This is a genomic window from Sinomonas sp. ASV322, from assembly GCF_030908245.1.
GTDB lineage: Bacteria > Actinomycetota > Actinomycetes > Actinomycetales > Micrococcaceae > Sinomonas.
Window position 1 is genome coordinate 1 of sequence record NZ_JAVFJJ010000012.1, and the last position, 12,870, is coordinate 12,870.

General features: G+C 68.7%; 13 protein-coding genes. 10 read left to right on the top strand and 3 right to left on the bottom strand.

The window, feature by feature from the left end:
* Positions 1-565: 565 nt before the first annotated feature.
* Positions 566-1,414 (bottom strand): formyltetrahydrofolate deformylase, encoded by an 849-nt coding sequence (gene purU, locus RBS12_RS14930; protein WP_307966924.1) that lies wholly within the window; start codon positions 1,412-1,414, stop codon positions 566-568.
* Positions 1,415-1,433: 19 nt separating this feature from the next.
* Positions 1,434-2,582: an NAD(P)-binding domain-containing protein gene (locus RBS12_RS14935; protein ID WP_307966925.1), complete on the bottom strand. Its 1,149-nt coding sequence runs from the start codon at positions 2,580-2,582 to the stop codon at positions 1,434-1,436.
* A 302-nt stretch (positions 2,583-2,884) separates the two neighbouring features.
* Between RBS12_RS14935 and glyA the strand changes: the two genes are divergently transcribed.
* Both glyA and RBS12_RS14945 read left to right on the top strand, forming a co-directional pair.
* Positions 2,885-4,192 (top strand): serine hydroxymethyltransferase, encoded by a 1,308-nt coding sequence (gene glyA, locus RBS12_RS14940; protein ID WP_307966926.1) that lies wholly within the window; start codon positions 2,885-2,887, stop codon positions 4,190-4,192.
* Between the two features lie 8 nt (positions 4,193-4,200).
* Positions 4,201-5,106, top strand: coding sequence for a bifunctional methylenetetrahydrofolate dehydrogenase/methenyltetrahydrofolate cyclohydrolase (locus RBS12_RS14945; protein WP_307967036.1), 906 nt, complete (start codon positions 4,201-4,203; stop codon positions 5,104-5,106).
* Positions 5,107-5,186: 80 nt separating this feature from the next.
* Here the strand turns inward: RBS12_RS14945 and RBS12_RS14950 are convergent, their stop codons facing one another.
* The gene (locus tag RBS12_RS14950) at positions 5,187-5,636 is read right to left on the bottom strand and encodes a CHRD domain-containing protein (RefSeq protein ID WP_307966927.1); all 450 of its coding nucleotides are present in this window, start codon (positions 5,634-5,636) and stop codon (positions 5,187-5,189) included.
* 242 nt (positions 5,637-5,878) lie between these two features.
* Here RBS12_RS14950 and RBS12_RS14955 point away from each other — a divergent pair, with 242 nt between their 5' ends.
* The 8 genes from RBS12_RS14955 to RBS12_RS14990 are packed head-to-tail and all read left to right on the top strand — an operon-like array spanning position 5,879 to position 12,857.
* Positions 5,879-6,805 (top strand): ABC transporter ATP-binding protein, encoded by a 927-nt coding sequence (locus tag RBS12_RS14955; RefSeq protein ID WP_307967037.1) that lies wholly within the window; start codon positions 5,879-5,881, stop codon positions 6,803-6,805.
* Complete coding sequence (locus tag RBS12_RS14960) at positions 6,798-7,640, top strand: ABC transporter permease (protein WP_307966928.1); 843 nt, start codon at positions 6,798-6,800, stop codon at positions 7,638-7,640. Before RBS12_RS14955 ends, RBS12_RS14960 begins: the two co-directional genes overlap by 8 nt.
* Entirely contained in the window at positions 7,637-8,467 is an 831-nt protein-coding gene (locus RBS12_RS14965; RefSeq protein ID WP_307966929.1) for an ABC transporter permease, read from the top strand. Before RBS12_RS14960 ends, RBS12_RS14965 begins: the two co-directional genes overlap by 4 nt.
* A 53-nt stretch (positions 8,468-8,520) precedes the next feature.
* The gene (locus tag RBS12_RS14970; protein ID WP_307966930.1) at positions 8,521-9,030 is read left to right on the top strand and encodes a hypothetical protein; all 510 of its coding nucleotides are present in this window, start codon (positions 8,521-8,523) and stop codon (positions 9,028-9,030) included.
* A 9-nt stretch (positions 9,031-9,039) separates the two neighbouring features.
* Positions 9,040-9,897 carry an exodeoxyribonuclease III gene (locus RBS12_RS14975; RefSeq protein WP_373886530.1) on the top strand — a complete coding sequence of 286 codons (858 nt, stop codon included), beginning with the start codon at positions 9,040-9,042 and terminating at the stop codon, positions 9,895-9,897.
* 18 nt (positions 9,898-9,915) lie between these two features.
* Positions 9,916-10,974 (top strand): tryptophan--tRNA ligase, encoded by a 1,059-nt coding sequence (gene trpS / locus RBS12_RS14980; RefSeq protein WP_307966931.1) that lies wholly within the window; start codon positions 9,916-9,918, stop codon positions 10,972-10,974.
* 4 nt (positions 10,975-10,978) lie between these two features.
* Positions 10,979-11,569, top strand: coding sequence for a 2'-5' RNA ligase family protein (locus RBS12_RS14985; RefSeq protein ID WP_307966932.1), 591 nt, complete (start codon positions 10,979-10,981; stop codon positions 11,567-11,569).
* Positions 11,487-12,857 (top strand): YihY/virulence factor BrkB family protein, encoded by a 1,371-nt coding sequence (locus RBS12_RS14990; RefSeq protein ID WP_307966933.1) that lies wholly within the window; start codon positions 11,487-11,489, stop codon positions 12,855-12,857. The genes RBS12_RS14985 and RBS12_RS14990 overlap by 83 nt, the downstream gene beginning before the upstream one ends.
* The last annotated feature ends 13 nt before the right edge of the window (positions 12,858-12,870 follow it).

The window sequence follows — 12,870 nt, forward strand, 5'->3', positions numbered from 1 at the left end:
GAGCGTTTGGGGTCACTTCCCGTGGGTGGGGGAGCGTTTGGGGGTCACTTCCCGCGGGTGGCGGATCGTTTGGGGGTCACCTCCCGTGGGTGGGGGAGCGTTTGGGGGTCACTTCCCGCGGGTGGCGGATCGTTTGGGGGTCACCTCCCGTGGGTGGGGGAGCGTTTGGGGGGGCCAACGGACGACGGCGGCGCCGCGGCTTCGCTCCAAGGGTCACCTCCCGTGGGTGGGGGAGCGTTTGGGGGTCACCTCCCGTGGGTGGGGGAGCGTTTGGGGGGGCCAACGGACGACGGCGGCGCCGCGGCTTCGCTCCAAGGGTCACACCCCCCCCGTGGGTCAGCACGCTGACGTGCGCCCTGGATGGTTCGGGACCCGCGGGACGTGACCCCTGGATGGTGCGGGACCCGCGGGACGTGACCCCTGGATGGTGCGGGACCCGCGGGACGTGACCCCTGGATGGTTCGGGACCCGCGGGACGTGCGCCCTGGATGGTTCGGGACCCGCGGGACGTGACCCCTGGATGGTTCGGGACCCGCGGGACGTGACCCTTGGAGGGAGAGGAGGGTCAGTCGAAGACGACCGTCCGCGTCCCGTCGAGCAGCACGCGATGCTCGGCGTGCCACTGCACCGCGCGGCACAGCGTCCGGCCCTCGACGTCGCGTCCGAGCTGCACGAACTGCTCGGGCGTTTTGGCATGGTCGACGCGGATGACCTCCTGCTCGATGATCGGCCCCTCGTCGAGCGCCGCGGTGACGTAATGCGCCGTCGCGCCGATGATCTTGACGCCGCGCGCGTGGGCCTGGTGGTACGGCTTCGCGCCCTTGAACGAGGGCAGGAACGAGTGATGGATGTTGATCGCGCGGCCCTCGAGCGCGCGGCAGAGGTCGTCCGAGAGGATCTGCATATACCTCGCCAGCACGACGAGCTCGATCCCGTGCTCCTCGACGAGGGCGAGCAGCTTCGCCTCGGCCTCCTCCTTGGTTGCGGACGTGACGGGAAGGTGCACGAAGGGAACGCCGTAGAACTCGGCCATGGGAGCGAGCTCGGTGTGGTTCGAGACGATCACGGGAACCTCGATCGGGAGCGTCCCCGTCCTCTGCTGGAAGAGGAGGTCGTTGAGCGTGCGGCCGTCCTTCGAGCACATGATGAGCGTGCGCACAGGCTCGCCGTCGGTGAACAGTCCGAGCTTCATGCCGAAGGCCTCGGCGACGGGCACGAGGGAGCCTTCGAGCTCGGCCTGCGAAGCGGCCGTCTCGACCGTGATGCGCATGAAGAACGTGCCGGTCTCGCGGCTCTCGTACTGGCGCGATTCGACGATGTTGCAGCCCGCCTCGAGCAGGGCGCCGGAGACGGCGTGCACGATCCCGGGTCGGTCCGGGCAGGAGAGCGTCACGATGAAGGAGTTGCGTTCCACGCCTCCTAGGGTATTAGGCCTAGACGGTCGCCGGCTCCCGGAGCCCTTCAAGCCGCTTGACCGCGGCGACGGCGGCCGCCCGCCCCGCGCGCGTGGCCCCTATGGTCGAGGCGGACGCGCCGTACCCCACGAGGAATAATCGCGGTTCGCGCACGACGCTCACGCCGTCGTCGCCCATGAGCACCCCGCCGCCCGGCTCGCGCAGCCGCAGCGGCGCGAGGTGCCCGAGTGACGCCCGAAAGCCCGTGGCCCACAGGATCGCGTCGAGTCGAGGCGCCGCGCCATCGGCGAGGACGGCGCCGTCGGGCGTGATGCGCTCGATCGGGCCGCGCGACACGAGGACCCCCGAGTCGATCCCGGCCCGGTACTGCGCACTGAGCGGCAGGCCGGTCGCCGCGACGACGCTGAGCGGCGGCAGCCCCGCGCGCGTGCGTTCGTTGACACGGCGTTCGACGTCGACGCCCCAGTTCGCGTCGAACGTCACCGCGCGGAAGTCGGGCGGGCGGCGGGTGGACCAGAACGTCGTGGCGCCGGCCGCGTCGAGCTGGAGCAGGAACTGCAGCGCGGACGTGCCACCTCCCACGACGAGCACCCGCTGCCCGCGGAACTCGTCGGCGCTGCGGAAGTCGTGCGTGTGCAGCTGGCGGCCGCGGAACGTCTCCTGGCCCGGGTAGTGCGGCCAGTGCGGGCGGTCCCACGTCCCGGTGGCGCTGATGACTGTGTTGGCTACCCAAGACCTACTGTCGTCCGTACGCACGAGGAGAGGACTGGCTTCGGCGGTCGAACCGGCCAGCCACTCGCGGCCGTCGTCCGCGCGCACGAGGAAGGCTTCGTCGTCGTTCGCGTGCGTCACCGAGGCGACGCGCGCCGGCCGCACGACGGGCAGCGCAAACTCGCGCTCGTACGCGCCGTAGTAGCGGCTGACGACGGCGGAGCTCGGCTCGTGCGGGTCGGGCGCCTCGAGGGGGAGCCCGGGCAGGGGATGCAGGCCATGTGCGGCGTCGAACGTGAGGGACGGCCAGCGGTGCCGCCATGCGCCGCCAGGACCCTCGTTCGCGTCGAGGACCACATAGTCCTCCCACGCGCGCAGGCCCTTGCGCTGAAGCCAATACGCGGCGCTGAGCCCGGCCTGCCCCGCGCCGATCACGACCGCCTTGAGCGCTTCCATCCCAACCTTTCCTGACGTGTCAACTAACCTTGTAACCGCGCGACTCGCTCGACTGTTCCCCGTTCGGCCACGCTAGACTTGGCCTGTCGCGACTGGCGTTGGGTGGGTCACCACCGGGGAGCGGCGCGCGCTGTGGCGTCGGGCGAGTCCGGCGGAAGCAGCGCACACGGGACACCGCGGGTCGTACGCCTGGGCCGGGGGTCGAGCACGCCGCGTCGTCATGCCCCGAACGCAAGTTCCAGCCGGGGTGGGGCGGCCGGTAGCCTGACCAGTAGCAGCCGAGCCCAATCCAGGAGATTCCCGTGACCACCACGAATCCCACCGTGTCCTCCGTCAGCAACCTCCCCCTCGCCGACGTCGATCCCGAGATCGCGGCCGTTCTCGAGCAGGAGCTGGGCCGCCAGCGCGGCACGCTCGAGATGATCGCCTCCGAGAACTTCGCGCCGCGCGCCGTCATGGAGGCGCAGGGCTCTGTTCTCACGAACAAGTACGCCGAGGGCTACCCGGGCCGGCGCTACTACGGCGGGTGCGAGTACGTCGACGTGGCCGAGAACCTCGCGATCTCCCGCGTCAAGGAGCTCTTCGGGGCCGAGTTCGCGAACGTCCAGCCGCACTCGGGCGCGCAGGCCAACGCCGCCGCCCTCTCGGCCCTCATCAACCCGGGCGACAAGATCCTCGGCCTCTCGCTCGCGCACGGCGGCCACCTCACGCACGGCATGAAGCTCAACTTCTCGGGCAAGCTTTACGAGGTCGCCGCGTACCAGGTCGAGCCCGACACGTTCCGCGTCGACATGGACAAGCTGCGCGAGCAGGCCCTTGCCGAGCGCCCGAACGTCATCATCGCCGGCTGGTCCGCGTACCCGCGCCACCTCGACTTCGCCGCGTTCCGCTCGATCGCGGACGAGGTCGGCGCCTACCTCTGGACCGACATGGCGCACTTCGCGGGCCTCGTCGCGGCGGGCCTCCACCCGAGCCCGGTCCCGGACTCGCACGTCGTGACCTCGACCGTGCACAAGACCCTCGCGGGCCCGCGCTCCGGCGTGATCCTGGCGAAGGAGGAGTTCGGCAAGAAGCTCAATTCGAACGTCTTCCCGGGTCAGCAGGGCGGCCCGCTCATGCACGTCATCGCCGCCAAGGCCGTCGCGTTCAAGATTGCCGGTTCGGCGGAGTTCAAGGAGCGCCAAGAGCGCGTCCTCGAGGGTGCCCGCATCATCGCGGACCGCCTCAACCAGAAGGACGTCGCAGACGCGGGCGTCTCGGTTCTCACGGGCGGCACGGACGTGCACCTCGTTCTCGTCGACCTGCGCAACTCGCAGCTCGACGGCCAGCAGGCCGAGGATCTCCTCCACGAGGTCGGCATCACGGTGAACCGCAACGCCGTCCCGTTCGACCCGCGCCCGCCGATGGTCACGTCCGGCCTGCGCATCGGCACGCCGGCCCTCGCGACGCGCGGCTTCGGCGCGACCGAGTTCACCGAGGTCGCGGACATCATCGCAACGGCCCTCAAGGGCGGTGCTGGCCTTGCCGAGAGCGCCCTTGCCGCCCTCCGAGCCCGCGTCGACAAGCTTGCCGCCGACTTCCCCCTCTACCCGGGCCACGAGGAGTGGTGAGCGGCACGATGACGTCGCATGTAGACGGAGCAGCCGTCGTTCTTGATGGCAAGGCCGCCTCGGCGGCCATCAAGGCCGAGCTTACGGAGCGGGTCGCGGCCCTCAAAGCCAAGGGCATCACTCCGGGCATCGCGACGGTGCTCGTAGGCGCCGACCCGGCCTCGCAGCTGTACGTGGGCATGAAGCACAAGCAGTCCCTCGCGATCGGGATGAACTCGATCCAGAAGGAACTGCCCGCGGACGCGACGCAGGAGCAAGTCGAGGCCCTCATCGACGAGCTCAACGCGGACCCCACGTGCCACGGCTACATCGTGCAGCTGCCGCTGCCGAAGCACCTTGACACCGACGCGATCCTCGAGCGCATCGACCCGGCCAAGGACGCCGACGGGCTCCACCCGACCAACCTCGGGCGGCTCGTGCTCAACGTCAACGGCAAGATCGAGACGCCGCTTCCGTGCACGCCGCGCGGGGTCATCGAGCTGCTGGTGCGCAACGGCTACGACCTCAAGGGCAAGCACGTGGTGGTCGTGGGGCGCGGTGTGACGATCGGCCGCTCGATCCCGCTCCTGCTCACGCGGCGTGAGATCAACGCGACGGTCACGCTCACGCACACCGGCACGCGCGACCTCTCGGAGCACCTGCGGAAGGCTGACGTCATCGTCGCGGCCGCGGGCGTCAAGCACATCGTCAAGCCCGAGGACGTCAAGCCTGGTGCGGCCGTGCTCGACGTCGGCGTGACCCGTGAGGACGACCCCGAGGGCGGCAGGCCGAAGGTCTACGGCGATGTCGATCCGCGCGTCGCCGACGTGGCCGGCTACCTGTCGCCGAACCCCGGGGGCGTGGGCCCCATGACGGTGGCCCTGCTGATGACCAATGTGGTCGAGGCCGCCGAGCGGGTCGCCGCCCGAGGCTGAGGCGGCGTCTGTGTCTCGCGCTGCGCCGTCACCTCCGCAGGGTTAAGACCCGCGTGAGGTGGCGGCGCAACCGTTGAGGTCTACTTGAGCTGCCCCCGGATCTCGCCACCGGGCCACATGTGGGTGTGGACGTTGACGTAGTACGCGTCCGGATCCGCGGTGATGGCCGAAAGCAGGCTCGCGCTGACCGTCTTGCATGCGCTCGAAGTCCACGTCGTGCCGGCGCCGACGGTGAGCGGGATGACGATCGGGCCCGGGACGTTGCGCGGCGCCACATGGACGTGCGCTCCGAAGGCCGGCCCCGTGAGGTCGCGGACCTCAAGTGTGTAGCAGAACTGGGTTCCGTTGATCGTGAAACTGAAGAAGCCGGAGGCGTCGCTCGTCGAGCCCGTGGTCTCCTGTTCCGAGTTGAGCGGGATGGCCGGGACGCCGCCTGGGTTGGCGACCGCGGCCTGAACGCCCGTCAACGCGAGCAGGGCGACGGCGGCGGCGACTGCGACGCTCTTCCGACGGGAAATTCGCGTGCTCATGGGATCCTCCTTGCTGGGGTGTGACGCATTTCACGCTACGCTCGGCCCCTGCGGGGCAACAACGCGTCGAGCAGTCGAATGGCCGGGCTCGGAGACGGTCGCGACAGGATCGTTATGAAAGAGCCGTTGCAGAAAATCCGCAAAATCCCTTCCCCGTGCCATGGCTGTCGACTAGTGTGCGATGAGTGTCACAACAAGCACCAGACAGCTCTGGGGGGATCGCAGTGGCCGGGGTGCGGGCGATGCGCCGTCGGGTGATCAGCGCACGCGATCTCGTCAAGACCTACGGCGATTTCAACGCCGTCGATGGGATCAGCTTCGACGTTCCCGCCGGCGAGTCATTCGGCCTGCTCGGCCCCAACGGCGCCGGAAAATCCACGACGATGCGGATGATCGGCGGCGTCACCCAGCGCACCTCAGGGCACCTCGACATCATGGGCCTCGACCCCGAGCACCAGGGTCCGGAAGTCCGTGCGCACCTCGGCGTCGTGCCGCAGCAGGACAACCTCGACGAGGAGCTGCGTGTCCGGGACAACCTCATTGTGTACGGCCGGTACTTCGGGCTCCCGCGGGCGTACCTCGAGCAGCGGGCCGACGAACTGCTCGAGTTCGCCCAGCTCGAGGACAAGGCCAAAGCTCGCGTCGACTCCCTTTCGGGCGGCATGAAGCGACGGCTCACGATCGCGCGCTCGCTCATCAACGAGCCGAAGATCCTCCTCCTCGACGAGCCGACCACGGGCCTCGACCCCCAGGCGCGGCACGTCCTGTGGGACCGGCTGTTCCGGCTCAAGGAGCAGGGCGTCACGCTCGTCCTCACGACGCACTACATGGACGAGGCCGAGCAGCTGTGCGACCGGCTCATCGTCGTGGACAAAGGCAAGATCATGGCCGAGGGCTCGCCGACCGCGCTCATCCGCGAGCACTCGAGCCGGGAAGTGCTCGAGGTGCGCTTCGGCGCGGACCGCAATGCCGCCGTCGTCCCGCGCCTTGACGGGGTGGGGGAGCGGCTTGAGGCCCTTCCGGACCGGATTCTGGTCTACACGGACGACGGCGAGGGGTCCCTTGAGCAGATCCGGAACCGCGGGCTGCACCCCGTGACGTCCCTCGTCCGGCGCGCGTCGCTCGAGGACGTCTTCCTCAGGCTGACGGGACGGTCTCTCGTTGACTGAGGTCCGGTCCGAACGCCTCCACGCCCATGCGCCGGAAGTCTCGGCGGCGCGGGCGAGGCGCTGGGGCTCGTTCTACTTCATGGAGCACATGCTCCGCGGGATGCGCGCGTATCTCGTCACGATCGTGGTCACGAGCGTGGGCAATCCGCTCCTCTACCTGTTCTCGATGGGAGTCGGACTCGCGACCATCGTGGATCGCAGCCAGTCGACGCACTTCGAGGGCATCGGCTACCTCGCGTTCGCGGCTCCGGCGCTGCTCGTCTCGAGTGCCGTCATGACGTGCGCGAACGAGATGATGTTCCCCGTCATGGACGGCTTCAAATGGCGCCGCGTCTACTACGGGCCCCACGTGACGCCACTCGTTCCCGGCCAGCTCGCCCTCGGGCACGTCATGGCGGTCAGCGTGCGCCTCTTGGTCCAGTGCACGGTGTTCTTCCTCATCATGCTTGCGTTCGGCGCGGCCCTGAGCCCGATGGCCTGGCTGCTCGTTCCCGTGGGCGTCCTCGCGGGCATGGCGTTCGGGACGCCTCTCATGGCCTACGCAGCGAGCATCCAGAAGGAGAACTTCCAGTTCTCCATGATCCAGCGATTCGTCATCATGCCGCTCTTCCTGTTCTCGGGGACGTTCTATCCGCTCGAGACCATGCCCGCCGCGATGCAGTGGATCGGGTGGATCTCGCCCCTGTGGCACGGCAATCAGCTCGGGCGGCTCGTCTCGATCGGCGCGAGCGAGCCCGCGTGGCTCGTCGTCGTCCACATCGCGTATCTCGCGGTCCTCGTCGTCCTCGGGATCGTCTTGGCGCGCCGCAGCTACACGAAGCGAATGGACGCATGAAGGCCCTGACCGACGACGACTACGTCCTGTCCGCCGACGAGCGGCCCCTCGGCGCGCTCTATTCGCGCAATGCCCGTGCCGTGATCGAGCGTGGTGCCCGCGTGATCAGGAGCCAGAACTGGATCATCCTCGTCTCGGGCTTCTTCGAGCCCGTCTTCTACCTGCTCTCGATGGGCGTGGGCCTCGGCAGGCTCGTGGGTGCCGTGGACGGGCCGGGCGGCGCGCCGATCAGCTACGCGGCGTACATCGCCCCGGCGCTGCTTGCGGTTTCGGCGATGAACGGGGCGATCTACGACTCGACGTGGAACATCTTCTTCAAGATGCACTTCGGAAAGCTCTACCAGAGCATGCTGTACACGTCGCTCGGTCCGTTCGACATCGCGGTGGGGGAGATCGCGCTGGCGCTCTTCCGGGGCTTCCTCTACGCGCTGGGGTTCACGGGGGTCATGGGCATCATGGGCCTCATCACGACGCCGTGGGCGCTGCTCCTCGTCCCGACGTCCGTCATGGTGGCGTTCGGCTTTGCAAGCTTCGGCATGGCGATCACGAGCTACATGAAGACGTTCCAGCAGATGGACATCATCACGTTCGTCATGCTGCCGATGTTCCTTTTCTCGGCGACGTTCTATCCGCTCAGCGTCTATCCCGCACCCATCCAGTGGATCGTTGAGGCTTTCCCCCTCTGGCACGGGGTGGAGCTCATGCGGCAGATCAGCATCGGCGCGTTCAGCCCGGCCACGCTCGTGCACCTCGCGTACTACCTCGTGATGATCGTCGTCGGCCTCGCGTTCACGACTCGCCGCCTGCGCGCCCTGTTCCTCCGCTGACCACGAGGGCGGCGCCGCGAAAGGGGCCCGGGACGTCTGGGAGAATGGCTTCCATGCAGTCCCTCGGCTCACAGAACCCCACCCCGACGCGCTCGGGGTTCCGCGTCGGCGCGCTCGGCCTGTCCGTGCTCGTTCTTGCCTTCCTCGTCGCCGTGATCTTCGCCGCGAACCGGAACGAGGTCATCGGCTGGATCGTGGCGGTCATCTCGCTCGGCTGGCTGCTGTTCGCGGTCTTCGTCTTCGCGACGGTGCGCGGAGCAGGGCGACGGGCCCAAGCCCGTTTCGAGGAGGCCGCGCGGCAGTTCGGCGGCCGAGCGCCGTCGATGGCGTCGGAAAGCGCGAGCGAGGCCCGGACGGTCGACGACGTCCGCGACCTCAAGCTCGACCACTCGTTCAAGATCATCCAGGTGCAGGAGCGCGTGGTCCGCGAGAACCTCGGGACGGATCCCGAACGGGTCGCCCGCGCCCTCGAGACCATCCAGATCACCGCGGCCAACGCGCGTGACATGCTCCGCCCCGACGGCGGGGAGCCCGTCTCGGGGACGGTCGTCGACGAAGGGTAGAGTGTCTAGGTGACCCTCGAAGCTGCCACCACAGCCGCCGCCACTGCCACAGCGTATGCGCCCAAGGACGGGGCGCTGCGCATCGCCACCGTCAACGTGAACGGGCTGCGCGCGGCGTGGCGCAAGGGGATGCCGGAATGGCTCGAGCCCCGCGACCTCGACATCCTGTGCCTTCAGGAGGTCCGTGCGCCGGACGACGTCGTCAACGAGATCTTCGAAGGCTGGTTCATCCTCCACGCCGAGGCCGAGGACAAGGGGCGTGCGGGCGTCGCGGTGGTTTCCCGGAAGGAGCCGACGGCGACCCGGGTGGGCATCGGCGACGACTACTTCGCGGCGGCGGGCCGCTGGGTCGAGGCAGATTTCGCGCTCGACGGCGGAAAGCAGCTCACGGTCGTGAGCGCGTACGTGCATTCGGGTGAGGTGGATACGCCGAAGCAAGTCGACAAATACCGCTTCCTCGAAGTCATGATCAAGCGCCTCCCCGAACTCGCACAGCTGAGCGACTACGCGCTCGTCGTGGGCGACCTCAACGTGGGGCACACGCCGTTCGACATCCGCAACTGGAAGGCGAACCAGAAGCGGGCGGGCTTCCTCCCCGAGGAGCGCGCGTACTTCGACCGCTTCTTCGGCGAGGAGATCGGGTGGAAGGACGTCCACCGTGACCTCTCCGGGCCGATGGACGGCCCCTACACGTGGTGGTCGCAGCGCGGCCGCGCGTTCGACAACGACGCCGGGTGGCGCATCGACTACCAGATGGCGACGCCGGCGCTTGCCGCGGCGGCGAAGATCGCCGTCGTCGACCGCGCCACCGCGTGGGACACGCGGTTCTCGGACCATGCCCCGCTCGTCATCGACTACAAGCTTTAGATCTCGGAAGACCTCGACATGACTGACTCCACTCCGCCGTCGAACGCCCCTGCGGGACGCCAGCGGCTCCTCTCCGGCATGCAGCCCTCCGGCGACTCGCTCCATCTCGGGAACTATCTGGGCGCGCTCGTGAACTGGGTCAAGCTCCAGGACCAGTACGACTGCTACTACTTCATCCCGGACCTCCACGCGATCACGGTCCCGCAGGACCCCGCGGAGCTCCGGCACCGCACTCGCCTCACGGCGGCGCAATACCTCGCAGGCGGGATCGACCTCGAGAGGTCGACGCTGTTCGTGCAGTCGCACGTCGTGGAGCACGCTCAGCTCGCGTGGGTCCTCATGTGCTTCACGGGCTTCGGCGAGGCCTCCCGCATGACGCAGTTCAAGGACAAGATGGCCCGCCAGGGCCAGGACGTGGCGAGCGCGGGGCTCTTCACGTACCCCATGCTCATGGCCGCCGACATCCTGCTGTACAAGCCGTACGGCGTCCCGGTGGGCGAGGACCAGCGGCAGCATCTCGAGCTCGCGCGGACGCTCGCGCATCGCTTCAACACGAAGTTCGGGGAGACCTTCGTGATTCCCGAGCCGCTCATTCCGCCGACGTCCGCCAAGATCTACGATCTGCAGAACCCGATGGCCAAGATGTCGAAGTCCGCGGATTCTCCCAACGGCCTCATCAACCTGCTCGACGATCCGAAGGTCACGGCCAAGCGCATCAAGTCGGCGGTGACGGACACCGAGACCGTCATCCGCTTCGACCGCGAGACGAAGCCCGGCGTGTCGAATCTCCTCACGATCCTCTCGACGATCACGGGCCGGAGCATCGACGACCTCGTCGCCTCGTACGAGGGCAAGATGTACGGGCACCTCAAGGTCGATGTCGCCGAGACCGTGGTCGACGCTCTCGCCCCGGTCAAGGCCCGCACCGAGGAGCTCCTCGAGGACCCCGCGGAGCTCGACCGACTCCTGGCCGTCGGCGCCGCGAAGGCCCGTGAGATCGCGGCCGACACGCTCGCCGACGTGTATCGGAAGGTGGGCTTCCTTCCGGCCATGGCCCCGGCCGCGGCGTCCGTCTGAGGCCATGACCGAGGCCAGGTCTGAGGAGCTCGGGGCTCAGGACGGTCACCCGCCACTCGTCGGCGTCATCCTTGGATTCCCGGAGGACGTCGCCGAGGAGCTGCGCGGCTGGCGCGCGTCGTTCGGGGACCCCAAGGCGAAGCTGATCCCTGCCCACATCACGCTTGTGACGACGACGGCGACGGACGACTGGGACGCGGCCGCGGACCACGTGCGCGGCATCGCGTCCCGACAGGCCCCGTTCCGCGTGACGATCGCCGGGACTGGGTCGTTCCGTCCCGTCTCCGACGTGGTGTTCCTCAAGGTGGCCGAGGGCTTTGAGGAGTGCGTGCGCCTCCACGCCGAGCTCCAGCGGGGACCGCTCGAGAGGGAGCTTCCGTTCCCGTACCACCCGCACGTAACGGTGGCCCACGACGTCGAGGTGGACCGCCTCGACGCGGCCGAGGAAGCCCTGAAAAACTACAGCACCACCTTCACCGTGGCTAGCATGGGCCTGTACGAGCACGATGCCGATGGCCTCTGGCAATTACGGGAAGAGCTGGGTTTTGGCGGAATCGCGACGACGCAGGACGGGTCAGAACTCGACGGCGCCTGAGCAGCCGCTGCCCACCGAGCTCGCCAAACTCAAGCTCAACGTGCTCCGCGAACGTCAGGCGTGGGGTCGAGCCCGCAGGTCCAGCGGAGGCCGGCTCAAGAGTCTCCTGGCCCTGGCGAAATGGCTCCTCGCACGACTCAATGCGTTCCGGCCAGTGCGCGTGTGGCAGCACTACACCCTCAGGCACGGCCCGCTCATGAGCGCGGGCATCGGCTTCAACATGTTCTTCTCGATCTTGGGCCTCCTCGCCACGGGCTTTTCGATCGCGGGTCTCGTTCTTGCGGAGCAACCCGAGCTCGTCGACCGGGTCGTGCACGGCGTCGCCCAGTCGGCGCCCGGTCTCCTCAAAGTCGACGGAAAGGACGGCCTCGCCGACCCCACCGCGCTCCTCAACCCTGCTGGACTGGGGCTCACGGCAGTCGTCGCCGCCGTTGTCACCGTCTTCACGTCGCTCGGCTGGATCACAAGCCTGCGCAGCGGCCTGCGTGGAATCCTGGGCCTTCCGCCCCTCAAGGTCAACGCGATCGCCCAGCGATTGAGAGACGTGGGCACGCTCGTCCTGCTGGGGGTCGCCCTTGTGCTGACGTCCGCGGTGAGCCTCGTGTTCACGGCGGCGCTCGGCTTCATCGCAGGCCTCCTGCACCTCGATCGGGCGATCGTCGAGCCGATCGGCTGGCTCATCGGCGTCGTCGTGCCGCTCCTGCTCAACTGGCTCACGGCCTTCATCATGTTCCGCCTCGCCGGCAGCCTCAGGCTCGGCCGACGGGCCATGGTCGAGGGAACGTTCATCGCGGGGCTCGGCACGTCGATCCTCCAGATCTTCAGCAGTCAGCTCCTCGCCCGGGCGGGCGCGAACCCTCTTCTCGCGCCTTTCGCGATCATCATTGGGCTGCTCATCTGGTTCAACCTCGTGAGCCAGGTCTATCTCGCGTCCGCGTCCTGGTCGGCGATCCGCGAGGCGGACGCGGCGGTGCCCGACCGGCGTCCCATGGCGGGCTTCCGGAATGCGCGACCCGGTCGGCGGCCTTCCCGCGCCCTGGCCGCCGCGCGTCCGGGTTCGGGGCTGGCCCCGAGCGCGCGCCCCGCACCCGTGGCGACGCCGGAGGACGACGGCGGTACCCGCCCGGCCGACGACGCCCAGCCGCCCGCCGTCGTGCCGTCGCCGACCCCGGATGGCGAGACGGCGACGCCCGGCGGCGAGCTCAAGCGGCCGCGTCGCCGCCCGCGCCGAGAGCCGTGGCACCTCGAGATGCTCCGCGCGATCGGCGTGATCGGAGCGCGGGGCTAGCGCCCACAACGCG

What these genes read in the sequence shown, in the direction of transcription:
- RBS12_RS14945 (WP_307967036.1), top strand. Translation starts at nt 4,201, where the DNA reads ATGACGTCGCATGTAGACGGAGCAGCCGTCGTTCTTGATGGCAAGGCC.
- RBS12_RS14985 (WP_307966932.1), top strand. Translation starts at nt 10,979, where the DNA reads ATGACCGAGGCCAGGTCTGAGGAGCTCGGGGCTCAGGACGGTCACCCG.
- RBS12_RS14990 (WP_307966933.1), top strand. Translation starts at nt 11,487, where the DNA reads ATGGCCTCTGGCAATTACGGGAAGAGCTGGGTTTTGGCGGAATCGCGA.
- RBS12_RS14970 (WP_307966930.1), top strand. Translation starts at nt 8,521, where the DNA reads ATGCAGTCCCTCGGCTCACAGAACCCCACCCCGACGCGCTCGGGGTTC.
- RBS12_RS14955 (WP_307967037.1), top strand. Translation starts at nt 5,879, where the DNA reads ATGCGCCGTCGGGTGATCAGCGCACGCGATCTCGTCAAGACCTACGGC.
- RBS12_RS14965 (WP_307966929.1), top strand. Translation starts at nt 7,637, where the DNA reads ATGAAGGCCCTGACCGACGACGACTACGTCCTGTCCGCCGACGAGCGG.
- RBS12_RS14950 (WP_307966927.1), bottom strand. Translation starts at nt 5,636, where the DNA reads ATGAGCACGCGAATTTCCCGTCGGAAGAGCGTCGCAGTCGCCGCCGCC.
- RBS12_RS14935 (WP_307966925.1), bottom strand. Translation starts at nt 2,582, where the DNA reads ATGGAAGCGCTCAAGGCGGTCGTGATCGGCGCGGGGCAGGCCGGGCTC.
- trpS (WP_307966931.1), top strand. Translation starts at nt 9,916, where the DNA reads ATGACTGACTCCACTCCGCCGTCGAACGCCCCTGCGGGACGCCAGCGG.